The sequence below is a fragment of the Rania fehmarnensis genome, from assembly GCF_056494185.1.
This window is the reverse complement of the sequence record NZ_CM151398.1, coordinates 8,197,483-8,220,832: the sequence shown is the minus strand read 5'-3', so window position 1 is coordinate 8,220,832 and position 23,350 is coordinate 8,197,483. Positions and strand designations below refer to the sequence as shown.

Here is a 23,350-nt window from a genome sequence, read left to right as displayed (position 1 = left end):
CCTTTGAAAGGTACTGTTATGAGTTGGCTAAATCAGTTTACGTTGGTAATGCGTTCCAGTGTCACCTCACTGCGTGAGACTGTTGAGAACCCGGAACGGATGTTGTACCAGTTGATCATTGATATGGAGGACGAACTGGATCGCGTTCGACGCAGTGTAGCGGAGGCGGTGGCCGATGAGATTCAAATGCGCAAGCGGGCTGAGCGTGAGCGCGGCGAAGCTGACAACTGGTCCCAGCGGGCGCAAGCGGCCATGAAACGTGGTGCCGAAGATATCGCTCGACAGGCGCTGGAGATGAAAATGGCCGCAGCCGAGCGCTGCGAACGTTTGACCCAAGAGCATCTCAAACAGCAAGGCGAGGTGCTCAAGTTGCAAACAGCTGTACGCGATCTGGAAGACAAGATTCGACAGGCCAAGCAAAAGAAGACTGTCTTGTCAGCCCGACTGGCTCGAGCGACATCAACGCAGAAGATCAACGAGGCACTCGAACGAACCAATAGTCAATCGGCATTTGCTCAGTTCCGTCGCTTCGAAGAAAAAGTCGAACGACAGGAAGCCCTGGGCGAAGCCTGGGAGCGCATGGATGGCAAAGATCCAGACGCAGCGGAACTGGAACGACAAATGGAAGCGATGGAGCGCAAGGATCGCGTGGCTGAGGAATTGGCGCAACTGAAGGCCCAGGTCGAGAATCCTCAATGACATGTCGGTGGACTTTATCACTGGCTGCCGCATGGGCACAACTGCTGCGAACGTGGTGGCAACAGGATCGCATTCGCGTACCCAGGAGTTGTGGCCAGCTGCTGTCGCTGAAATCAGGCGACCAACTGATCATCAACGATGGCATCTACGTGGTCGTAAGCTGCAAGACGGATGTGCCATCAAAAGAAGTGTACACCGGCGGGGATGAACTATTCATGGATGTCGCAGGGTCTGCGAGCGCTGCAGTACCCACATACGTGGAGTATGAGTTGCGCGAAAGTGCCGATGAACAGGCGCTCGGCCAGGTGGCGCACTTGATTGTGCCGCTGGCAGAACAGGATGCAATCAGGATCTGGCGAGGCCAGGCGGTGCAAGAGTTACTCGCTGAAGATGTCGTGATCCTAAGCACGTGCAAGCGTCCAACTGCCCGGTGTCCGTGACTTTTTCGGCTATAACTGATAGATCATCCAAAGTCTGGCGACTTCGGCTACAGTCGTAGCCACCGTCGCCAGACGGTGGAAACTTGGGTGACTTCGGCGACCCAAGCCGCATCCGATCTCGCCAGAGATTGGAGGCGTAAGATAGTTCATCCAAAGTCTGGCGACTTCGGCTACGGAAGATGTAGCTGATCTCGCCAGAGATTGGAGGCGTAGGATAGTTCGTCCAAAGTCTGGCGACTTCGGCTACCTAAAATCAAGACGTGAGGCGATGTTCTACCAGATTGAACTCTTTCTTCTCGGCGTAGCCACTGTGTTCGATACAGTGTTGCTGCTGATTATTTCGGAAAGAGTCAATCGAGCTCAAGTATCCAGTTGGCTCTATGCGTTACTTGTTGGCCTGTGGTTGATTCACGGCTCCAGCTTTGCGCATGAACTCCTGCGCGATGTGCCTGGCAGTTTGTGGGTCGGTCAGGTGATGGTGTGGGTGACTTGCGTGGGCCTGCTGTTACTGCCTTCAGCCATGTTGCATGCCGCGCTGTGGCTAAACTTTGGACGACCCAGGGACAAGTGGTTATACGGACTGTTGTATCTACCCCTGGCAACGTTGCCCTGGATTGCCTGGCACTTGTCGACCACTCGCGCAACTACTTTCATTGAGGCTGTGACCCCGATGGCTCGGGCCTATTTGAGTGCTGTGGTCATATTTAATATGCTGTCCATGTTGCTCTTCTTTCGAGTTCGAAACCGATTGACGGTGACCGGGGCCAATCGATTCTTCATTCGGTTGACGATGTTGATAGCCTGGATGACTTTCGTTTTGGTTTTCTACTATAGCGTCATTGAAGATCCGGTGATGGAGGAGATCACGCGGGTGGTCTTGATCCTATCGCCACTCTTTCCAGCGTTGCTTTTCGTGTGGCATACGCTCAATCAGCGACTGTTGCCACTGGTGATGGAACGCACGCTGCTCTATGGGGCGACAGTGATCATTCTGTTGTTTCTCCATCGCCTATTGATTGAGCCGATCGCCAGTAGCATGGGGGCCCGAGCGCATGTGGATGTGCTGATGGTGGAAGGCTGGTTATTGATTGCGATCGTCTTGGCTTGGCCACCGCTGAGATGTCGATTTCGAGAGGCGGTTCGATATCTGTTAAGCAGCAACGTGCATCAGATTCGCCGGGCTACGCAAAAGCTGTCGGTCGAAATGTCCCAGCTGGCCAGTCAGCCCATGGATGAACTGACCCAGTGGATGGCCGAAAGGTTGCGAAAGGCCATCGAAGTCGATTCTGTCACGATCGTACTTTCCCACGGTTCAGAGCACGTTCCGGGTGCACTGGCCACGGATGCCTCTAGTGAGAGTTCCTACAGCTGCACAACTAGCCAGGGCCTCGGTGAATCAGGAGGGACATCAAAGCTCGAGCCTGTGCATCATTCAGCCGAACTGCGTTTGATTTACGCGACTATTTGTTCGGACTCACAGCCTTATCTCTTTCGCGGTCAACGTATAGCTGGGGATGTAGAACAAGCCATGGTGCGTGTCGGTGCGATGTGGGGTCTGCGGATGCAGTTTCGCACGGTTCGTGGCATGGTCTTGATCGGCCCGCGCTTGCGCAACGATCGCCTGGCCGATGAGCAACTGAGCAGTTTATTGCTGTTGATTGAGCAGTTTGCTGCAACAATGCACAATCGACAGTTAGAGAACTTACGGCTGCGTGCAGAACGTCATGCGATGCAGCAAGAGAAACTGTCGATGTTGGGTTTATTGGCTGGCACGATGTCGCACGAATTGCGCAATCCGCTGTCCTCGATGCGTGCGGTCGCACAATTGATGTTGGAAGATTTAGGTTCGGAAAGTGTTCATGCGCGCGACGTGACGATGATACTGAGTGAAATTGATCGACTAACGCTCACCACGACGCGACTGCTCGACTTCTCTCGCCCACCGCGAGATCAAGATGACCTGGTTTGTCCCGATCGTGTGCTGTCGCGGCTGCTATCCATGCTGGAACATCTGGCCCGGGAGCGTGGCGTCACCATGGATGTCAAGTTGGCCTGTGGTGAGCGATGCGTCCGCGGTTCTGACGCCAGCCTAAGCGAGATCTTGTTTAATCTTGTCAAAAATGCCGTCGAGGCCGCAGGGCTGTCGGCAGATGGTCAAGGTAAAGTTATCGTCGAAACGCAACTGGTGTCCGATAGCTTTTTATGTTTTGTCAGCGACAATGGACCAGGCATGTCGCCAGAGATTCAAGCGAGCATGTTTGAACCATTTGTGACTGCCAAAGCTGACGGAACTGGCCTGGGATTGTACATCGTGGGCCAGAGAGTGCGCGAACTGCAGGGTTCGATTGGCTGTGAGAGTCAGCCAGGCAGAGGCACAAAGTTTGAAGTCAAATTGCCTTTGTGCCCAAAACTTGTATTACACTGATCAGCGTCTCGGAGAGACGCTGCTACGTGTCCACGTGCTTAATTTGAAACTGGACGTGTTGACGTGCTGATGCGTATCCTGATAGTTGATGATGAAGAGACTGCACGTTATGGCATGGCCAAGGCGCTCCGCGGAGCAACACGCGAGATTCTTGAGGCCTCTAATGGCGACGAGGCGCTCGCGATTATACGTCAACAGCAACCGGATCTCGTCTTTCTTGACTTGAATATGCCCGGTCGCGACGGCATGAGTGTCTTGTCAGAGTTGCAGGCAGAGCAGACTGTTCAGATGCCCGAGATCTTGGTTGTGACAGCTAACGACACGGTGCATCATGCAGTTCAAAGCATTCGGCTGGGGGCCAGTGACTTTCTGAGTAAACCCTATGATGTCGATCATTTGAGAGCGATTGCGAAGCGTTCAGAGCAGCGTCTGCTGCTACAAAGGCAAGTCATCGAGTTGCAGCAACGGTTGGACGACGAGCCGTCGCCATCGGCGATCATCGGCGTCAGTCGCGTTATGGAACAATTGCACACTCAGATTCAGCGCGCCGCCCGCGCGTCATTACCGGTGATGATTCGCGGTGAGAGCGGGACGGGCAAAGAACTGGTCGCACGTCAGTTGCACGAGCGTGGCCCTAGGGCTGCCGGTCCTTTCATCGCAGTCAATACAGCGGCTATTGCCGAATCGTTGGTAGAGAGTGAACTATTTGGTCATAGCCGCGGTGCATTCACCGGTGCCGATCGCGCGCGAGAAGGCGTGTTTCGTCAAGCTGATGGTGGTACCTTGTTCCTAGATGAAATTGGCGACATGCCAGCGGGCGTGCAGACGCGACTGCTACGTGTGCTTCAAGAAGGACTGGTTCAACCTGTTGGCTCGGGAGAGGGCGTAAGGGTGGACGTAAGAGTTGTCAGCGCGACGCATCAAGATCTCGAACAAGCGATTGCGGAGAAGACGTTCCGGCAAGATCTCTATTTCCGCTTACGTGGGATTGAATTGTCGATCCCTCCACTTCGTCAGCGACGCGAGGACATCTTGCCGTTGGCGGTCTCATTTTTGGGAGTCGAGCATACACTGACCTCAGCTGCGACATCCGCACTGGTCGCTCATTATTGGCCCGGCAACGTGCGCGAGCTCAAACAACGCATTGAGTCGGCTGTGGCGATGGCCGATTCCCGAGTGATCGATGTGCGTGACCTCGGACTTGCCCGCGACGATGCCTCGCTGTCCACCGCTGAAACATTTGAAGCGTATTACGATCTGCCCCTGACCGAAGCTCGCGATCGGCTGGTAGAAGAGTTCGAGCGCTCGATGATTCGCCGCGCCCTGGCAAGCGAGTCGGGCAACATCAGCGCAGCCTCCCGACGGCTGGGGGTACATCGACAATCGCTTCAGCAGAAAATCAAACAGCTGGGGCTGTGAAGCAGGAATCACGTAGCCGCGTACACGTAGCCGCGTCTCTCCGAGCCGCGAATATCCTCTCGTAAGAGATTGTCCACTTTTTAACTATCGACCCCTCCCGAATCTCGCTACGGCTCGATTCGACCTCCCCAAGGCAAAGCCTTGGAGAGGTGACTGTCACCTCCCCCAGCGAAGCTGGGGGAGGTCGCAGACGAGGCGTTCAGCCGAAGTCTGCGGGAGGGGGCCTGTTACCGAAGATAAAGAGTCTTGCAGGTGGCTTACACCAACTCGTTTCATGGCATCGGATCAAAAGCTAGACGATCTCTACGAGTAGGAGTAGGAGTAGGAGTGCCACCGCGTCCGGCAATCGTGCAATTAGTTGATGTGTAAAGTAGTGGGGCCGTGATCTTGGAACTTACATATTCATAGTCTCGAAGAACTTGCCACCTGCTTCAGCATCGCCGACGATCACCAACTGCATATCCTGCGTCAAGATGGATGTGGGCGAGGGCTTGGCATTGAACTCACCCTCTTTCTCGATGGCCACGACGTTGCAGCCGGTTGTTTGGCGGAAACGGCATTCGGCGAGCGTGCGTCCGATCATCGAGCGTGGAACTGCGACTTTGAAAACATCCAGTCCTTCCGCCAAAAGAATAGAATTACCGAGCTTTAGAATATTGAAAATGCAACTCGCGCCGCTGGATGCATAAGACAGGACAAAGTCCGCGCCGGCTCGATGAAGCGTGGAGACGTTGCGATCCTGATTAGCTCTGGCTAAGATTTGGATGTCGTGTCGTAAGCGGCGGCAGTAGATGGCCAAGTAAATATTGACATCGTCGTCATGGGTCGTGATGACTACCGAAGAGCAGGTCATGATACCGGCCTGCTGCAGGACTTCCAGTTCGGCTGCGTCTCCCAGAATGTAATGCTCGGCCTCACCAATGCGCTCGGGGTTGCGATCGACGATGCGGTAGTCTGTTCCTCGAGCTTGTAGCTCTTTAGCTGTTGCTCGGCCAACCCGCCCTGCCCCTAGAACGATGGCCGAAGCATCAGAGGCGCGGTAAATACAAAATAGACCATCGTACTCATCTAGTTCTTCGCGAGTGCCGGCCAGCAGTAGAATCGTACTGGATTCGATTAACGTGTCTGGTCCGGCGATTGAAAAATGTCCACGATTCCAAACACCAACGACGCTGATTCGCGCAAAATCGGTTAAGCGAATTTCTTTTAGCGTGCGCCCAACCATCGGGGTTCCGGCGGCGGCTGCTTCGGCGATGAGCAGCGTACCGAATTCGCCGATCACCAGGCTTCTCGCATCTCTTCCGAAGACGCGTCGTGCAAACGACTGGCCCAGCATCTCTCCCAATTGGAGAACTTCGTTACAGCCGGCTAACTGCAATATATCCACCGACGCTTGAAACGAGGCGATGGCCACTATCGAAACCGACGCCGATATTTCGCGGACAGTAAAGGCAATATTGGTATTCGTCGTGTCTCGCTGAGCCGCAACTACCATCGCGGCCTTATCTGCTCTCGCCCGCAAGTAGGTAGCGGGGTCATCAATTTCACCTAACATGACCTTGAAACCTTCGTCGTGTAATCGTAGGGCTTCGGTTAAGTCTCCAACCAACAAGACGTATCGCCACTTTTCACGTACTAGCATGCGAATTAGCGAGCGCTCAACTGAGCTCAGGCCAGTCAAGATCACGTGGCCTGAGGTCTTGGGTGAAAGCTCTCTCGGGGCTCGGGCCGCCGCTTGAGCATCCAGCCATGGAACATAAAAGAACTGTATGAACATAAAGGGCAGCAGAATCAGCATGAACACCGATCCCGACAGCAGCACGAGCACCGAGAAGAGACGTCCCAAATCGGATTGAAAAGTGATGTCACCAAATCCCAAGGTCGACATCACCACCAGCACCCAATAGACACCAGTGGCCCATGAGTGTTCTTGGCCTTCCATTTCCATCAGCCAATGGAAGATCACAGTGAAACCCAGCACCATGGCAGCAAACGCGATTAACAGCTTGCCCAAAGCATAAAAATTGCGTCGACGCGCAGGCGTGGCCAAGATCTTCAGTACTAGCGCCAGGGATTTCATACTCGGAATGGTATCAAAAACACTCGCGTACGAGTATCAGACATCCTAGTCAACCACGAGTTCCTTCGAAAACCAAGGTTGGTTATAACGCTCGATCTTCGACATTATCAGGAACTAGCAGCCCAGTGCCCCAGCGGCCGCAAACTTCATTCTGATGAATGCCTCGACAGTCCGTTTGTCGGCGCATCTCTGTGTCTCTGAGGTTAACAAATCGAAGAGCTAACCACAGAGGCACAGAGGCACAGAGAGAGAATTGAATTGGTCTCGCGCCAAGGCGCTAAGTCGCTAAGAGGGAACGACGGAGCTTCTACTTGCGACAACCGGTGTGTCGGCGCATCTCTGTGGTTAATAGTTCGCAACTTATGAACCCGGTGGTACAATTGTATCGGGATTCTCGATGAGGACCAGAAAAAATATTGTTGATGTGTAAAGTAGCTCTAACCGCAGGGAGAAGGTGATCAACATGCAGCTGGGAAATTTCTCCGTTAGTCTAACCGTTAAAGATGTTCATGCATCGAAAGCGTTTTATGAGAAGTTGGGCTTCAAGGTCAGCGGAGGAGACATCACTCGCAATTACGTGGTTATGCAGAACGACACCAGTACGATTGGTTTGTATCAAGGCATGTTTGATAAGAACATGCTCACCTACAATCCAGGCTGGGATCGTGACTGCCAGACGTTGCCCGAGTTTGAGGATGTCCGCGAAATTCAGCAAGAGCTCAAAAAGCGTGGGTTGAATCCGGAAACAGCTGCCGATGAATCCAGCACTGGGACAGCCTACATGACGTTGGTCGATCCCGACGGTAACCCGATTTTGATCGATCAACACGTTCCCAGGCCGACAAAAGTACCATAGCCTTCGATGGATACTCCTCCATCGGGTAGTAACTTCAAGAAGCAATTATTTGAGTCGCTTTCTGCTAGCGACAGCCAGGCTGGTCAGCTAGATGAGCACAGATTGATAAGTCGGGTGTGCATTCTTGTGAGTTTTGGATCCGGGCCGACAGTGCATGGAGACGACTGCGTCGAGTCTTTCATCTTCTGCTCAGCAATTTCCCGACGACTACCCAGATAGCCTTTCAGAAGTATGTAGTCGAGGGCCGAGCCGCGAGCGACGTGGCCGACCTTTTTGCACCCGCGTCAATCCGCAAGGATCTCGATAGCTATGCGATGGAGCGAAAAGGACTTTGATGTATGGATCGATGGACAACACGCCGCAGGGGGAACCTTGCCCTCCGAAGAACTGCAACTAGGTCGAGTCACGCCTGCACAAATCTGCATGCGAGTTGAGGGCGAGGATTTGCCCTCGCTAGAAATCGACCAATTGGCTGTATGGGATCAGTCCGACGTCGCTGTAGAAGAATCACGGAAATACTCGTTCGAATAGTCTCCTTTTGCTCCGCAAAAGGGAGGCTTCCCTATTGCGGAGCGAAAGAGTCAAAATAAAAAGTCATGCCAACTTGTCCTGTCCCCGAGATATTTGGGAATCTCTGGGAGGTGGAAGAGTCTCTTTTTGCTTCGCCAAAGCGAGTTTCCCTTTCGCGGAGCGAAAGGAGACTAAAAGGGTCGCACCGACTGGAAGTCACTTCTCCAGTGGTTACTCTATAGCCAACCAAGTCCGCTTCTGCAGACAAATTGGCAGCCGATGACTCGTGTGAAATTTTCGCTCAGAAACAACGCTCATGTTATTCAAACGCCTGCAACGAAAGTCGCGTCTAGCCTCAATTAAAGTTCGCCAGAAATCTGGGTCCCGGTGTAGGCGTCTTTGGCTTGAGGCGTTCGAACCTCGTAATCTCATGGCGGTGGATGCAGGTTCGATTTTGGGGATGCCTCGTGCGGAAGGTGAGGGCCAGCCGGTTATAACTTGGGGCATCGCCGATGAAGGTACCCTAACGCAAGTTGCTGGTCGCGATCCCCAGCCGAACAACTTGCAGAGCCGGTTGAACTTTCTGTATGGTTCAGAGGCGAAATGGATCCAGGTCTTTGAGGCGGCTTTGGAGGCTTGGGACGAAGCCAGTGGAATCGACTTCAAGTATCTGGCGGAGGATGATGGAGCACCCCTGCCCGGTTCGCCTCCCGTCGAAGGTCAACGGGCCGATATTCGATTCGCTGGGGTCGAAATTGATGGCGATGGCGGCATTTTGGGGGAAGCCCATAGCGACAACGATATCGTTCTCGATACCGCCTTCGCTTCCAACGAGTTGTTCATTCAGCAACTGTTTGTGGTTCTGACGCACGAGATTGGACACGTGCTCGGGCTCGATCATATCTTCGTGGCCTTTCCAGTTGGAGCAACCACGGTGCCCGGTGCCAAGTTGACCAGCATTATGCAGCCTACAATCGAATCAGCTACGACCAATCTGCAATATGACGATGTGTTGCAAGTGCAGCGTTTGCATGGCGACGGCTACGAACCCAATGAGACAATAGAAACAGCGGTACAGCTGGGACAATCCGCGATAGGTACGACGCTTATCCAGGAACTGAGCATTCGTAATGCACAAGATACGGATACCTTCGAACTTAAAATGACAGCGGGCCAGTCTCTAACGGTGCACGCTTCGCCTGACGGTTTTTCATATCTCCGCGGCTCAGAGCTCACGGACATGAGCTTGCTCGCGGCACAGCATCAAGGTCAGCTCGGGCTGGAGATTCGAAATGCAGCTGGAGACGAGGTTGTTCTAGCCAACGCGACACAATTAGGTGAAAGCGCAAAGATAAGCAGTTACGCCATCGATGAGAGCGGTAGTTACTTTATCCGCGTGCGCAATGGCGGTGAAGCGACCACGCAGCGATATCGGCTGACGATCGACGTGGATACAACTCCGGCTAGTGAGTTGCCTGCTGGCGATGTAGATAGATTGCGCAGCGAGTTGGCAGCCGCGACTAATCCTTTGATCGAAACCACGATCACCCTGCCTGCTGGACTCTACAACATTACTAGTCCATTGGTCGTCAACGGCAATGTGAAAATTGTGGGCGCAGGTAGTGCGACGACGGTGCTGGATGCAAACCGTCAGTCACGGATCTTTCAAATTGCACAGGGTGCGACGTTGACTCTGAACGGAGCTACACTTTCGAATGCATTCGTAGAGGGCGAGTTTGAGCGCGGTGCAGCCATTGGAACCATCGGCGGAAAAGTAGTGCTGGATGATGTGGCCTTGCTGAATAACAGGTCCGAGGATTGGGGCGGAGCTATAAATGTCTCCGGTGGTGCGCTGCATATGAAGAATGTAGTCGCCATGTACAATCACGTCGGCAATGACGAAATGTTCGACGGAGAAGGCGGCGCCGTGTATGTCATCAACTCAACCGTAAACATCGAGAACTCTCGTTTTAGCGACAATAGCGCAGGCAATAGTGGCGGCGCAATCTTCGCAATTGGACCGGTCACGATCACCAAGAGCCAGTTCTTGCACAATCGAGCTCGCGGTAGCTCAGGCGCAATCACCTTGGACAATGCAGACGCACAGTCGACCATCTCTGATTCATGGATCATCAATAACTTCAGCGACTATGGAGGTGGACTGGGCCTCGGTGCTGGCCACGTGATTCTGGATCAAGTGCGCATCGAAGGTAATGTGGCTCAGAGTAGCGGCGGTGGCGTGCGCGTCGGAAATAGCGGCACGATTTCGCTGCTAAACTCGTACGTGGCCTATAACCGAGCCAATAGTGCAGCCGGGGTGCAATTTAGTTCGTCTCCCAGCGAAAATCTGATTCGCAATTCATGGATTCGCGGAAACGTGGCAGTTTCCACTAGCGGTGGAATCGGACTCCAAAGCTCAGGCACAGAGCCTGCACGCGTGCGTATCGAGTCCTCGACAATCAGCGAGAATGAAGCTGAGCAGTGGTTTGGTGGAGGCATAGGAGTATCAGGCCCGCAAGCCCAGGTGTTGGCCATCAATAGCACGATCTCACTGAACAAAGCCAACAACTCCGGCGCAGGTTTGGCCACCTTTGATGGCGGACAAATCAATCTGGTGCATGCCACCGTCGCTGCCAATACGCTGATGTCAGCACTGACCAATCAAGGTGCCGGCGTGCATGTCGACCCCTTTGGCAATGCCTCGTTGGTCAATTCCATCGTCGCTCAGAACGGCGAAGGCGGCTTGGTTACGGATATCTTTGGTAACTTCGCCATCTCGCATAGCCTGGTAGGGGCTGTCGATGAAGAAACTTTCAACACCCATAATGGTCCTTCAAATATTCTGGGTCAGGCTAGCGCAGAGATCGATGCTGGTCTAGGCGTCTTAAGCGATATCGATGGGTCGACACCTGTGCATCAGCTAGCGATCGATAGTCCCGCCATTGATCGTGGCTTGGCTTTGGAAGACAACGTCATCCAGTCGGATCAAACCGGCTACCCGCGGAAACGGCCCGATATGGGTGCGTATGAACTGCGCAAGTTGGATGAAACCACTAGCCAGTCGCCCACCATGGATTCGATCCCTGCTCTACCGACCCTCGATCACCAAGCTGGGCAACAGACGATTACTTTAACCGGTATTGGCGTACCCGGTGAACTCACTCCTAAGCTATCAGTCACGGCTAGCAGTAGCAATATTGCTGTGGTTGAGATTATCGGCTTAACTCCGCTGGTCGACGGTCGCTCCGAACTGAGCTATCGACCAATCCCGGGTACTTCCGGTAACGCGACCATAACCGTCACCATTCGTTCGGCGGGTGCTGATGGCACCTACGGATCTGACGACGACACGTTGATCCAACGCAGCACCGAGCTCCAAGTAACCAACTCCGATCCCAACCCGTTGCCGGTTCTGGCTATTGCTTCGCAGGTAGTCTTCGAACCACGAGATGGCGTTGAGCCGTTGACATTTACCCTGATGCTGTCGTCGGCTGTAGCCAATCCAGTTTCCGTGCGGGTGCGCACGGTCGGTGGTACTGCGACGGTAGGCACAGACTTCACCGGTGTCGAGCGTGTTATCGAAATTCCGGCTGGTGAAACGCAGGCAACGTTCGAGGTGCCGATTTTACGCGATAACGTTTTAGAGCCTGCAGAAAATTTCACTCTTCAGCTCGACCAGGTAGCGGGAGCTCAGTTGGCCACTAACCAAGTGGAGGCAGTGATCTATGACGCGCCGATCGTTATCGGTAACCCGGTCTTGCCTCCCATTCGACGTAAGCCCAGCGATACACCGGTGATTATCGTCATCATCTCTCCCACCGGCCCGACAACTCCTGGACCAAATGTGGTGCGCATCACCACGCCCACGTTGGTGGGTAGATTGCTGGCTGGCCAGTTTAGGATGACCGACGTCGATCGCAATGGCCAGACGATTCCTCTCGATGCCTTGCTCTTGATTAATTTGCTCAACCAAAGGTCGCAAGGCGGATCGGTTGGCAGTGCCGCCGAATTCACCAACGCGCTTTTGACTTACGATGTCAATCGCGATCAAGTTGTAACGCCTCTTGATGCGCTTTTAATAATCAACGAACTGAATCTGCAAGCCGCGGGCGAAGGGGAAGATGCAGTCCTGGCCGCCAATCAGCTTGATCCCCTCATGCCATACGCCACGGATTTGGCCATCTTTGAAGAAATGAAGTCCAGACGGCGCCTGTAATGGCCACCCTCTGCTGACTATTATCGAGTTGAACAGCATGCTTCGGGCTTCGGAAAGTAACCAAGATTCTTTCCGGTGAAGTTCACAATTTCAATCGCTTCTTTAAGCACGTCCACACGTCCAATTCGGGATCAGGGCACAAACAGTGATCGTGGATGGCGGTAGACAATCGTCTCCCTCCCCACTTGCAATATGCAACAGATTTAGCCATCTTTGAGGAGCTAAAGTCCAGACGGTGCCTGATTTGAAGAGCGTTCTAGTCCAAAGGACGCGTTCATGTACTTAGAGGAAGTTCAGATGAGTCAAGCCGCGGAGCCGTCACCAGGCTCGGAGTCAGAAATTCTGATGGATTATCTGCCCAAGCTGATCCGGCTGGCGGAAAAGAACATGAATGCTCAACTGCAACAGAAAGTGGGCGCCGAAGATGTTGGACAGACCGTGCTGAGAACGGTCTTGCGCCGCGCCGCGGCTGGCAAGCTGAGAATCGATCAAAGCGAAGACTTTTGGAAATTGCTGGTCACAATTACGCTTTGTAAAGTTCGCAAGAAGGCTCGCCACTTTAATGCCATCAAGCGGAGTTCCAAACTCGAACAACCGATGGCGATCGAGCCGGTTGACTATCGTACCTTACAGAATGATCCGTCCGCCGATGAAGCGGCTGAGTTTGCTGACTTGCTCATCAAACTTGAAGGGCGACTGGATGAACAAGCCCGCGCCATTTTGAATGCCAAGCTGCAAGAGAAGACGCATCACGAAATCGCCAGTGAGTTGGGAATATCCACCCGCACCATCTCGCGCGTCTTACAAGACATCGGTAAAGAAGTCCAAGCTCTCTTTGATGAAGATTGATCTCCTGTAGCCGAAGTCGCCAGACTTTGGACGCGTCACCGATCAATTTCCAATCTCTGGCGAGATCGGCCACCCCCGCGGCAAAGGAGATCGTGCAGATTTTAAGTTGTGCAATTGCATGGCGTTAAGGGTTCTGGTTGGCACTGGCTATGCGCAGCATTGCCAGTGCACAAAACACAGCGTTTAATATTCGGTCCGCAGTTGCATAAACCAAGGCTAAGCCGTAGGCGTTAGCCGGCGTTAGCCTCGGTTGCTGAACAGGCGAGCAGCCAACGGTGGTTTGAGGTGGTACCGCTTTTCTGGACAGTCCAGTCTCTTGCGCTTCAGGACTGGGTTGATTCGAACTGGACTGGACTGAGATAGCCAAGAGAAGAGTGCCTTCTCTCGACGTTGTAGTATTCGATGTAGGAAGCTATGTCTTTGAATGCTTCCTTGGTAGTACTGTATTCGGTTATCTCCAACTCTCTCTTGAGTGTTCCAAAGCAAGATTCCATGGCTGCGTTGTCGTAGCAGTTATCTGCTCGAGACATGCTTTGGCGCATGGCTGCTCGTTTCAGGATTTGACGATATTCTTTGCCTGCGTACTGTCCACCACGGTCGGTATGATGGATCAAGCCAGGCGATGGCTGTCTCGCGGTGATCGCGTTGCGCAGTGCGGTTAGCACTAGTTCCTCAGTCATGTCATCACTTAGATGCCAACCTACAATTCGACGCGAGTATGCATCCATCAAAACGGCCAAGTAGCAGTAGTGACATTCAGCACACGGGATGTAAGTAATGTCTCCTACCCACACCTGTCCGATGCCATTTGCACTTTCACTTAAAAGCAGATTTGGGTTGTATCCTAAGTGGTGCTTACTTTCAGTACTGCGAGGCTTAAATGACTTGGGTTGAATTGCACGAAGTCCCTGCATTTTCATTATCCGACGGGCTTTGCGCCGACCGCATTTCATGCCTTTCTCAGTGAGCTCAGTTGCAATTCGACGGCTACCATATCGACGACGATGATGCCTGAATGCTTCGCGCACTTTAGGCGAGAGAATACGATCCTCCTCATCGCGCTGTGTGTCGTCAGAATTAAGCCACGAGTAGTACGCACTACGGGTCAACTCCAACACTTCACAGATCTGGGTGATCGGTGCCACTTCCATCTGTTCAATGGCCTGAACGACTGCGTAAAGCTCTACGAGTCGTTCCGGCCTAAAATACCCAAAGCTTTTTTTAAAATGTCTCGCTCACGCTCCACGCGGTGAAGCTCCGCCTGCATCTGCTTTAGCCTGGCATCCATTGCGTCAGCGACTGGGCCTGCGTCTGTGACCAATTCTTGCTTCCATTTGTACAGCAAGTTCCTTCGAGGGATCCCAAGCCGTTCACAAATCGACGAAGCTGAATGCCCATCAAGGTGCATTTGTACAGCTTCTTGCTTCAGGTCTTCCGGATAAACTCTTCGTTAATTCTTTAGCTTCTTTTGAGGCTTCATGCCGTCTCCTTAGATTGCTCATTCTAAGAGACTGGACTGTCCGGAAAAGCGGTACCACCTCAGTTCATTTCCGAAGCGCGGTGAGCGCGGGGACACACCACTGGTTGTTTTGCTAGCGTCACCCATTCGCGCGGGGGACAGACCGGACAGACCCCGGTGCTCGTCAAGTGTCTGTCCCCCAGCCGATCCACCCCGCTAACTCCAGACACTCACGCCCGACGTCTGTCCCCCGATCTTGAGCGGTGAGCACGGGGACACACCACAGGTCTTTTTGCTAGCGTCACCCATTCGCGCGCCGGGGACAGAGCCAGGTGCTCGTCAAGTGTCTATCCCCCAGCCGATCTGCCCCGCTAACTCAAGTCTCTCGCACCCGACGTCTGTCCCCCGATCCTGAGCGCGTGAGCGCGGGGACACACCACTGGTCTTTTTGCTAGCGTCACCCATTCGCGCGGGGGACAGACCCCGTGCTCGTCAAGTGTCTGTCCCCAGCCGATCCGCTCCGCTAACTCAAGTCTCTCGCACCCGACGTCTGTCCCCCGATCTTGAGCGCGTGAGCGCGGGGACACACCACTGGTCTTTTTGCTAGCGTCACCCATTCGCGCGCGGGGGACAGACCTCGGTGCTCGTCAAGTGTCTGTTCCCCAGCCGATCCGCCCCGCCAACTCCAGTCTCTCGCACCCGACGTCTGTCCTCCGATCTTGAGCGCGTGAGCGTGGCGACACACCACTGGTCGTTTTGCTAGCTTCACCCATACGCGTGGTGGACAGACCGGACAGTCCCCTCCCGCAGACATTGGCTAACGCCTCGTCTGCGACCTCCCCCAGGCGAAGTCTGGGAGAGGTGACCCGTTGCATGTTTAGTTCAGGTAGCCTGATTGCAAGAAGGATAGCAGGAACGGAGCAGCGGCTACGATGATACAGGCGAACATCACGAACATAGTCGGCAAAGCCATGGATGCCTCGGCGCGGCCGATATCTTCTTCCATATAGCGCAGTTGATTGACGCGGAGTTGTTTGGCCAGCCGGGTGAAATTATCCGCAGCGGGCGCACCGTGTTTGTGGATGCGGCCCAGCACGCGCACGAGTTCTTCGAATTCAGGTAGACATACCGCATAGGCAGCCGCTGTCAGTGCATCGCTTTTGGTTTGACCGCGTTCGAGATTGTTGCGCAGTCTGAGCAGTTCTTGACTGAGTGGATGATCGGGGAAGTCACGGATAACGCTGTCTACACCGCTGAGGAACGGATCACCTGACGATATAACCATCGCTATGGAATCCATTGCATGTGGCAGGAACTGACGAATGGAACGACGACGTACCTCGGCATGCAACACGAATCGCAGAATCGTGCCGCGATAGGCCATCCAGCCGCTGGCCAACGTCAATACTATCCACACCGGCTGGCTGAAGGAACCTTGAGCACTCAGTCCCACCAACACAGTTGTACCAGCAGCCACGATGAACGCCGAAGCTACCTGCTCAGCGATGGACCAAGGTTGCGCATTGGTACAGATGCGAACTGCTTCTTGTAGTGCCTTCGATCGCCCGAAAACACTGGAAAATGCTCGCGTCAGTACACGGCCAATAGGATCTTGTCGCACTGGTGTATCTACAAACCAGGGCAAACGCTTCTCAATCAACCTGGCCAGTCCCAGCAGCCAGGCTTCGTTCGCACGAAACCAGGCAGAGGTTTCCCGCAAGCGTTCCCAACGCGCGAACTCGCGGTTCCACAGATCTCGGTCCTGCGGCGAAGTCGTGAACATGGCTTGCAGCAGTGGTGCAGAAGCCAGGTAAGCGGATAACGCTGCCGAACACGTGGCCGACAACACTAGAACTTGCGTACTCATATCAAGGCTATGCATTTTTAATTATCCGATAATAGGATTGGCGAGAGCGTAGCCACCGCTGCCAAGCGGTGGACATACCAAATTTGCTTCCATCAACCTGGGCATTTTTCCAAAAGGAAGTGATGTACCGCGACTGTTCACCATGGTGGCTACCACCTTCGCACGTCCACCGCTTGGCAGCGGTGGCTACAACCAGCCACGAAACTTGTTTGGTTTCTAACATCAGCTGATACACAACAATCGACGAGCCCAGGCTACGCCGATGTACAAACAACAGATGACGATCGCTAACATCCATTTGCCATGCTGAGTGGTAAACAGCAGCAACGTCGACTCGGGCCACATGAATCCAAACATCAAGGCAAATGCCGGTGGTGTGCAGCCCAGGATCAGAATCGTCGAGCGTCCAGTGGAAGTCTTGGCCCGCAGGTGTCGTTCGGCACCGTCACGATGCTCGAGCGATTCTTGCACGCCGGCCAACGAGGCTTCCAGCGAAGCACCTTGTTTAAGCGCGCACGTAATCGATGTTACCAATAGCGAAAAAGCGTCTAAGCGCAGGCTCTGCCGGACGGCATGCATGGCTTCGACCAAGGGACGACCACGGCGGAAATCGTTGGAGATGCGACTTACCAAAACTCCTAACGGAGCCGGAATTTCGCGCGTCGCACTCTCCACTGCATCGGCTAGTCCTAGACCGCCACGTACCAGTCCATCAAGGGCATGAGTGAGTTCCAAGGTTTGTCGACGCAGCAGCCGCTCGCGAGTCTCGACTAGCCAACTCAGTAGCAAGCCACGCATGTGATACAAGACAATGATGATGGTTGAACCCAGCAGATAGCCCATGTAACTCCAGGCCAGGCCAATCAAGGAAACCAGAATCACCACTTCTGCGGCGAATATTCGCGATCGCAATCTGGCTTCGTGAAATCCAATCTGCCCTGCCCTGACCAGCAGTTTATCCAGCGGTTGTTGACTGAGCGCTTTCAAGCAAGGCAAGATCCAATGCCAAACCAACCACGCCGCTAACGCTTGACAGAAGGTTGCCAGGGAGATCGCAGTGACGGTATAGAGTTGCATGGGAAATGCCTTGGCTGAGAGAGCTACTGGAAACACTGACTGGCAAGGAGGTGCCGAAACACGGCTAACTAGTCATGGGCATGTGAGTACCCTTGAGGAACAGATCCAACTGAATGTTTCCGTCGCGTACTAGTTCGCATGCAAACGAAGGTATACAACCGGTGGGACGTAACTGCTTCTGCGAAGCGGAAGAAGAGTGATCGAGCTTGAAAATTGTCCGCAACCGAATACGCTGCAGTTTCTCTTCAAAGCCGACTACTTCAGTGACCTCCGTTACACAGCGGCGGCCATCAGGCATGCGCGTCAATTGCACTACGATGTCGATCGCCGACACGATCTGCTGACGGATGGCATCAGCCGGTAACCCGCTATCGCGTACAAGGACTTCCAGTCGCCGCAAAGCGTCGGCTGGTGTGTTGGCGTGAATGGTGGTCATCGAGCCGTCATGGCCTGTGTTCATCGCTTGAAGCATATCCAAAGCCTCGTCGCTGCGGCATTCGCCGACCACGATACGATCGGGCCTTTGACGCAGCGCATTTTTTAGCAGGTCGCGTATCACAATTTTGCCTTTACCTTCGTTGTTGCCATCGCGACACTCGGTAAAAACTACGTGGGGATGATCGAGCTGCAGTTCGTGAGTGTCTTCAATGCAAATGATGCGCTCACGCAATGGGATGGCTCGACTGAGGCAATTGAGCAAGGTTGTCTTGCCAGTACCTGTTCCACCGGAAACGAGGATACTGCGCTTGGACAGTACACAGCCCTGCAAGAATTCGACAACTTGAGGCGTGATCGCTCCCATTTCGACCAGCTTTTGCATGGTGAAAGCCTGGCGAGCAAATTTGCGGATAGTAAGCGTCGGACCTTTCACTGCCAAGGGTGGAATAATCGCGTTGACACGACTGCCATCGGGCAATCGCGCATCGACCATCGGTTGGGCAGTATCGATGCGGCGACCCACGCGAGCCACAATTCGTTCGATGATCGTCAGCGTTACTTCGTCAGAGACAAACTGCCGACCAGAGTTTTGGAGGATGCCGTTCTTCTCCACAAAAATCTCGTCGCTGGCGTTGACCATGATTTCCGTAATCGTGGGCATGCGTAGCAAGTCTTCCAGTGGTCCAAATCCGAACAGGATATCCTTGACCTGCTTCTTCAATTGTCGCAGAGCCAGGTATTCACAGTGGGGCTTCATCATCTTGACCGACAACTTGTCCCATAAGAGCCAGAAGTTCATGTCGATGCTATCGATACGTGTTTCAACTCGGTCATCGGGCAGACCTTCAAACAGGTGACGCGAACAGGTCAAAGCCCAGCGTTTCAGTTCTTCTTCGCGCTCGTGCACGGCGGTTGCCAGTTCGTTCCACTGCGCACGATGGTCGGACGACAAGTCATGGGCAGAGGTGTTTCCATCCAGCAAACGCGTTAGCAGTTCGTCCCGGACACATGCTCCAGCTAACTCGGCTGCAAGCGCCGCTGCTTCTGTGCGTGCCAGACCATGAAAGGCCGCTGAGGATTCAATAGAGCGTTCGATATGCACCAGGCTTTCCGTAGAGCGAGGAATATCGTCTGCCGATCCACTCAAGTGCATTTGCTGCAGCAGGTCCAAGTGGATCTTTTTGACCAGGTTGTGGATCTCTGCACTGTAGCGACGTACCGCTAGTTCGGAGCTGACCGCCGTATGCTGCAAGTGGAATACGAAAGGAAAAAGGCTTAGCTGTCCGCAATCCCACGTGGAGGTCGTTCCAGCGCATAACTTTTGTCCGTCCGCTTCGCAACCGTTGAGGCCGAGAACTTTCAGCTGCCAGTTACCTTGCGAATAACTTAATTCAATTGCATGAGCATCGACGAAAGGGCTTTTCAAGACGATGTCATTGTCACTTGCACTGCCGACCTTGATGCGGCCACCACGCAAGTTGGCTAGCATCGGTTGGCCATCAAACTGACTATAGTATCGCAAGAGCATGTTACTGTTCCTCTGTAGCGGCTAACGAACGAGCTTCTGGCGCGGCAGGCTTGCCCTTGGACTTGGCTGTGCTCTCGTTGCGACGTCTGGTGGCGGCGCGTTCGATGATGACCAGGGTGTACTGGTTATCCTTCAGCGCTGCTTCGTGCAGAATGTTGGCTGATTCATCGCGTTGGCCGTCGTGGCCCAGTGGATACATGAGGGCAATCGTGCCTCGATAGTCGGTCGGTTCCGAACGGCTAGAGTTGCGTTCCTCCAACGCTACACGAAATGGTCCGATGTACTTGGGTTGCGAGTCAGCCGAGCCGTGGCGTTTCTGAGCGACAAAATGAACCTCTTGCCCCGGTTGCAGCGCAACTCCACCTCCACTGATCAGCGAACGCGGAATCGAGACGACCTCGGTACCCGGTTCTGCTGTAGCGCGTCCTGATAGACTTGATTTGGTAAGGGGTTCGCCGCTGACCACCGACTTGGACAGAATACGAGGATTTTTGGCTAAGCTGTCCTTGAGGCTGAGGGCAGTTCCGCTGTCACCGCTTTGGATGAGGTCCGCCGGAGTAACGAAACAGTTTCGATCGATCGTTCCTGCGACTTCAGCAACTTTGAGATGTTCGGCACTCAGAACGGTGCCAACTGGAAGATCAGTAGCCAAAACATAGGTTGGCGTCGGGGTCAGTTGGCGTCGCACAGCCGACAAGTTCAGTCCGCCTGCCAGCACCGCCAGCGCAATCGGTAGGCCCAAACGAACCCAGATGGAGACCTCAGTTTTCGGCGCTTGGCCGATATTTCTCAGCGGTAGGTTCTTACTAGAACCAGGTTGACCGGTCTTAAGTGGTGTCGCCTGCATGGTTATCTCCTGTAAGGTGAAGCTTGTCACCAAGAGATTCCCATCCGTAGCTGACCTCGCCAGAAATTGGATGAAATAATCGTAGCCGATCTCGCCAGAGATTGGATGAATCAAGCGTGGTGCTTCCAAAGTCTGGCGACTTCGGCTACAGGCGGTCGAGCAATTTCTTCGCGTCTTCGAGTTTCTCTTGCTGCTCCAACAGTTTCTCCAGCTTTTGCTGTTCGCTTTGTATCTTGACCGGATCACGTGGCTGAGCCTGTTCCAACTGTTCCAGAAGCTTCTGCTGCTTTTCGATATCCTTGTCGATCTGCCCCAAGCCATTGTCCAATTGATATTCCCCGGAATCGATCGAGTGCTGCAAGTCAGTGAGGCTGGTGGCCGAGATGGCCTGTCCTTGAAACTGGAGCAGTTTTCGAAACTCGCGCAGGTCGCGGATCTGGGGTGCGATTCCGCGAATACTCTCCGGTAGAGTTAATTCCGGTTGTTGCGACTTGTCGCTGGGGAAATGAAAGACTTCAGCTTGCCATGCATGACTGAGGAACATGTGTTGATCGCTGGCCAAACCCAAGGCAGGAGTTGCCCCGTGGACGCCTTCGCCTGTCTCTTTCTGCGCCTGTGAAAAGTTTAATCCACCATCCAGTTTCAGTTGCGGCACGAAGGCTTCTACCAATTGGGCTAGAGCCGGATGGGAAATCTGTTCCAGGGCAGGTTGTTGCTTAAGGTCGTTTAAGTTGGTGCTAGTGGCGGCGACTTCGTAGGCCATCTCTTCGGCGGTTTGACCAGCTTGCAGGCCCGCGGTACCCGCCCGTGCCGCCCAAAACGCTACCACGACAAAGGTCACCAGCACTGGTAGCATCATGATGAACTCGATGCTGGCGACGGCCGACCGACTGCGGTTATCAACACTGCAGCAATTTCTCGAGTAACCCTTCATGACCATCATCTCCCGACTCAAGCAGGCTATTTTGAAAATAGTTGATATGTAAAGTAAATGTTACAGTCCGACCAGTTCCGCGGGAACCGTTTCGGGCAAAACGTCGCGAAGGCCTTCGGCCCAGGTTGGCAGCCCCTGATTGCGCAGCAGAGCACTGCGGGCAGCAGAGGTTGGGCTCAGTTGCGAGTTCCACGTTACTTCGATTGCGGGAAACTCCGATGGGATACCAAAGCCAACTAGCTCGTACGCTGTTGTATCCGGGTCCCAATTGAGCGTATCCCAACCCGAGTGGGCTTGTTCTGACGGCACGATACGTTTGCAGTGCAAGTCGATCCGCTGCGAAGGCTGAATGGGAGCCTGATGATTCCAGACAAAGGACGAGGCAATACGATAGTTGTAATTTCCCGGTTGTTGTTTGAATAAGAACGAGCCAATGGGCTCGCGCGCCTGACGGCCGACGACTACGGTTAGACCAAAGGTCTTGTCACTGGCCGCCGAACCGCTGGCGTCGATCCACGCTTCATACGCTTTGTCGGGTCCGCGATAGTCATCCAGTGTATACAAAGCCAGTTCCCCCTGGCGTTGCTTTTCATCCATGAAGCGTTTGCTTACACCCGCGGTGTGGTCGAAGTAATGATCCGCCATCCCGGATAATGGAGTAAGCGGGCGCATCTTGGCGATAAGTGGATGGCGATGATAATTAACCCACGGGAACGTAGCCCGCGAAAGTTGGGTCACTTTGGCGATCTGATGGCGCATGTTATCGGCAGGTTCGGTGGGACAATTGCAGATCGGTCTCTGCCAATCGGCTGGCGGCTGATTCAACCGAGCCAAAGGATCTTCGATCAGCGGCAAACGTTGGTCGCTACTGAGGATCTCGACTTCCACCTGGTAGCGCTGGGCTAGTTCTTGAGCGAGTTGCTTTTGCGTCTCTGGATATTTGGCTACGATCTCATCCAATTGTTCTTTGGCGTCTGGTAGCCATTGATTGAGCATGAGGAGTTTGGTGGGCGAGGTGGCGACGGCTACCTTGCGGATACTCTCGAGTGTTCGCCATTCCTGGTGAATCGCCAGTTCGACCAGGTGGGCGGCGTTTTCCAAGGCGACGCCGGCTGGTTTAGTAGGTGGATAGAGTTGCATGAGGTAAGCCGCTGTCTTGACCAGGTAGACCTTAGTTAGAAGTCCTTTGAGCTGCTTATGGGATACGAGCAATGCTTCTCCGGCTTTGACCGCACTGGATACATCCTGGTAAGCCGGAGTTCCTGTCTTGCACAGACGCGCCGTCGCGTGGGCCATCGCCAAGGCTCGATCCTCTTTCTTGGTATCGGCCGCCTTGTTCTGATCCAGCAAATCGCCGCCGATTGCATGATGAGTAATCGCCATTCCCAGCATTTCGCCGATGAGATGCTGCTGGGCGACGACTGCGTTCAGGTTTCTAGCTTTCCAAGCACCCAGCGTCTCCGCGGCGCCATCGGCCTGGCGTTGCAGGCGCGCGCGATCGGTCACCGTCGCACCCATATTGATCAAACACAACAAGGCAATCGTCAGAAACAAAGAAGCCGCAATATGGGAGAGTGAGAACAGTCCGCTGTCGTCGCGGTGCCAGCGGATCAGCAATCGTTCTGCATAACGTACAAATCGCATGGGTAGTCTCCCGTTTCTAATCTAAGTGCAGGTAGCTTCTTTGAATGAAATACACAAATTGC

16 protein-coding genes and 1 pseudogene are annotated in these 23,350 nt (G+C 53.9%); 8 read left to right on the top strand and 9 right to left on the bottom strand.

The window, feature by feature from the left end:
• Nucleotides 1-18: 18 nt before the first annotated feature.
• From SH573x_RS27870 to SH573x_RS27855, 4 genes are all read left to right on the top strand, one after another.
• A complete protein-coding gene (locus tag SH573x_RS27870) occupies nucleotides 19-699 on the top strand; it encodes a PspA/IM30 family protein (protein WP_479351334.1) in 681 nt (226 codons plus the stop codon).
• Nucleotides 696-1,139, top strand: coding sequence for a hypothetical protein (locus SH573x_RS27865; RefSeq protein ID WP_479351333.1), 444 nt, complete (start codon nucleotides 696-698; stop codon nucleotides 1,137-1,139). Before SH573x_RS27870 ends, SH573x_RS27865 begins: the two co-directional genes overlap by 4 nt.
• A 268-nt stretch (nucleotides 1,140-1,407) precedes the next feature.
• Complete coding sequence (locus SH573x_RS27860; RefSeq protein WP_479351332.1) at nucleotides 1,408-3,564, top strand: sensor histidine kinase; 2,157 nt, start codon at nucleotides 1,408-1,410, stop codon at nucleotides 3,562-3,564.
• Nucleotides 3,565-3,633: 69 nt separating this feature from the next.
• Entirely contained in the window at nucleotides 3,634-4,983 is a 1,350-nt protein-coding gene (locus SH573x_RS27855) for a sigma-54-dependent transcriptional regulator (RefSeq protein WP_479356820.1), read from the top strand.
• Nucleotides 4,984-5,377: 394 nt separating this feature from the next.
• Here SH573x_RS27855 and SH573x_RS27850 read toward each other — a convergent pair whose 3' ends face one another.
• The gene (locus tag SH573x_RS27850; protein ID WP_479351331.1) at nucleotides 5,378-7,063 is read right to left on the bottom strand and encodes a potassium channel family protein; all 1,686 of its coding nucleotides are present in this window, start codon (nucleotides 7,061-7,063) and stop codon (nucleotides 5,378-5,380) included.
• 463 nt (nucleotides 7,064-7,526) lie between these two features.
• Between SH573x_RS27850 and SH573x_RS27845 the strand changes: the two genes are divergently transcribed.
• The 4 genes from SH573x_RS27845 to SH573x_RS27830 all read left to right on the top strand — a co-directional run bounded on the left by SH573x_RS27845 (nucleotide 7,527) and on the right by SH573x_RS27830 (nucleotide 13,494).
• Entirely contained in the window at nucleotides 7,527-7,919 is a 393-nt protein-coding gene (locus tag SH573x_RS27845) for a VOC family protein (protein ID WP_479351330.1), read from the top strand.
• Between the two features lie 309 nt (nucleotides 7,920-8,228).
• Complete coding sequence (locus SH573x_RS27840) at nucleotides 8,229-8,450, top strand: hypothetical protein (RefSeq protein ID WP_479351329.1); 222 nt, start codon at nucleotides 8,229-8,231, stop codon at nucleotides 8,448-8,450.
• A 409-nt stretch (nucleotides 8,451-8,859) separates the two neighbouring features.
• Entirely contained in the window at nucleotides 8,860-12,645 is a 3,786-nt protein-coding gene (locus tag SH573x_RS27835) for a choice-of-anchor Q domain-containing protein (protein ID WP_479351328.1), read from the top strand.
• A 297-nt stretch (nucleotides 12,646-12,942) separates the two neighbouring features.
• The gene (locus tag SH573x_RS27830) at nucleotides 12,943-13,494 is read left to right on the top strand and encodes a sigma-70 family RNA polymerase sigma factor (protein WP_479351327.1); all 552 of its coding nucleotides are present in this window, start codon (nucleotides 12,943-12,945) and stop codon (nucleotides 13,492-13,494) included.
• Between the two features lie 323 nt (nucleotides 13,495-13,817).
• On the opposite strand, the pseudogene SH573x_RS27825 reads toward SH573x_RS27830, so the two are convergent.
• From SH573x_RS27825 to SH573x_RS27790, 8 genes and pseudogenes are all read right to left on the bottom strand, one after another.
• A pseudogene (locus tag SH573x_RS27825) lies at nucleotides 13,818-14,657 on the bottom strand (IS3 family transposase); the annotation flags it as partial.
• Between the two features lie 20 nt (nucleotides 14,658-14,677).
• Nucleotides 14,678-14,902 (bottom strand): transposase, encoded by a 225-nt coding sequence (locus SH573x_RS27820; protein ID WP_479351326.1) that lies wholly within the window; start codon nucleotides 14,900-14,902, stop codon nucleotides 14,678-14,680.
• 928 nt (nucleotides 14,903-15,830) lie between these two features.
• The gene (locus SH573x_RS27815; RefSeq protein ID WP_479351325.1) at nucleotides 15,831-16,835 is read right to left on the bottom strand and encodes a type II secretion system F family protein; all 1,005 of its coding nucleotides are present in this window, start codon (nucleotides 16,833-16,835) and stop codon (nucleotides 15,831-15,833) included.
• Nucleotides 16,836-17,042: 207 nt separating this feature from the next.
• Nucleotides 17,043-17,897, bottom strand: a complete 855-nt coding sequence (locus SH573x_RS27810) for a type II secretion system F family protein (RefSeq protein ID WP_479351324.1) — start codon at nucleotides 17,895-17,897, stop codon at nucleotides 17,043-17,045.
• Between the two features lie 64 nt (nucleotides 17,898-17,961).
• Entirely contained in the window at nucleotides 17,962-19,863 is a 1,902-nt protein-coding gene (locus SH573x_RS27805; RefSeq protein WP_479351323.1) for an ATPase, T2SS/T4P/T4SS family, read from the bottom strand.
• 1 nt (nucleotide 19,864) lies between these two features.
• Entirely contained in the window at nucleotides 19,865-20,710 is an 846-nt protein-coding gene (locus SH573x_RS27800; RefSeq protein ID WP_479351322.1) for a CpaB family protein, read from the bottom strand.
• A 145-nt stretch (nucleotides 20,711-20,855) separates the two neighbouring features.
• The gene (locus SH573x_RS27795) at nucleotides 20,856-21,569 is read right to left on the bottom strand and encodes a hypothetical protein (protein WP_479351321.1); all 714 of its coding nucleotides are present in this window, start codon (nucleotides 21,567-21,569) and stop codon (nucleotides 20,856-20,858) included.
• A 135-nt stretch (nucleotides 21,570-21,704) separates the two neighbouring features.
• The gene (locus SH573x_RS27790) at nucleotides 21,705-23,288 is read right to left on the bottom strand and encodes a hypothetical protein (protein ID WP_479351320.1); all 1,584 of its coding nucleotides are present in this window, start codon (nucleotides 23,286-23,288) and stop codon (nucleotides 21,705-21,707) included.
• Nucleotides 23,289-23,350 lie beyond the last annotated feature (62 nt).

What these genes read in the sequence shown, in the direction of transcription:
- SH573x_RS27870 (WP_479351334.1), top strand. Translation starts at nt 19, where the DNA reads ATGAGTTGGCTAAATCAGTTTACGTTGGTAATGCGTTCCAGTGTCACC.
- SH573x_RS27865 (WP_479351333.1), top strand. Translation starts at nt 696, where the DNA reads ATGACATGTCGGTGGACTTTATCACTGGCTGCCGCATGGGCACAACTG.
- SH573x_RS27860 (WP_479351332.1), top strand. Translation starts at nt 1,408, where the DNA reads ATGTTCTACCAGATTGAACTCTTTCTTCTCGGCGTAGCCACTGTGTTC.
- SH573x_RS27855 (WP_479356820.1), top strand. Translation starts at nt 3,634, where the DNA reads ATGCGTATCCTGATAGTTGATGATGAAGAGACTGCACGTTATGGCATG.
- SH573x_RS27850 (WP_479351331.1), bottom strand. Translation starts at nt 7,063, where the DNA reads ATGAAATCCCTGGCGCTAGTACTGAAGATCTTGGCCACGCCTGCGCGT.
- SH573x_RS27845 (WP_479351330.1), top strand. Translation starts at nt 7,527, where the DNA reads ATGCAGCTGGGAAATTTCTCCGTTAGTCTAACCGTTAAAGATGTTCAT.
- SH573x_RS27840 (WP_479351329.1), top strand. Translation starts at nt 8,229, where the DNA reads ATGCGATGGAGCGAAAAGGACTTTGATGTATGGATCGATGGACAACAC.
- SH573x_RS27835 (WP_479351328.1), top strand. Translation starts at nt 8,860, where the DNA reads ATGGCGGTGGATGCAGGTTCGATTTTGGGGATGCCTCGTGCGGAAGGT.
- SH573x_RS27830 (WP_479351327.1), top strand. Translation starts at nt 12,943, where the DNA reads ATGAGTCAAGCCGCGGAGCCGTCACCAGGCTCGGAGTCAGAAATTCTG.
- SH573x_RS27820 (WP_479351326.1), bottom strand. Translation starts at nt 14,902, where the DNA reads ATGCACCTTGATGGGCATTCAGCTTCGTCGATTTGTGAACGGCTTGGG.
- SH573x_RS27815 (WP_479351325.1), bottom strand. Translation starts at nt 16,835, where the DNA reads ATGCATAGCCTTGATATGAGTACGCAAGTTCTAGTGTTGTCGGCCACG.
- SH573x_RS27810 (WP_479351324.1), bottom strand. Translation starts at nt 17,897, where the DNA reads ATGCAACTCTATACCGTCACTGCGATCTCCCTGGCAACCTTCTGTCAA.
- SH573x_RS27805 (WP_479351323.1), bottom strand. Translation starts at nt 19,863, where the DNA reads ATGCTCTTGCGATACTATAGTCAGTTTGATGGCCAACCGATGCTAGCC.
- SH573x_RS27800 (WP_479351322.1), bottom strand. Translation starts at nt 20,710, where the DNA reads ATGCAGGCGACACCACTTAAGACCGGTCAACCTGGTTCTAGTAAGAAC.
- SH573x_RS27795 (WP_479351321.1), bottom strand. Translation starts at nt 21,569, where the DNA reads ATGATGCTACCAGTGCTGGTGACCTTTGTCGTGGTAGCGTTTTGGGCG.
- SH573x_RS27790 (WP_479351320.1), bottom strand. Translation starts at nt 23,288, where the DNA reads ATGCGATTTGTACGTTATGCAGAACGATTGCTGATCCGCTGGCACCGC.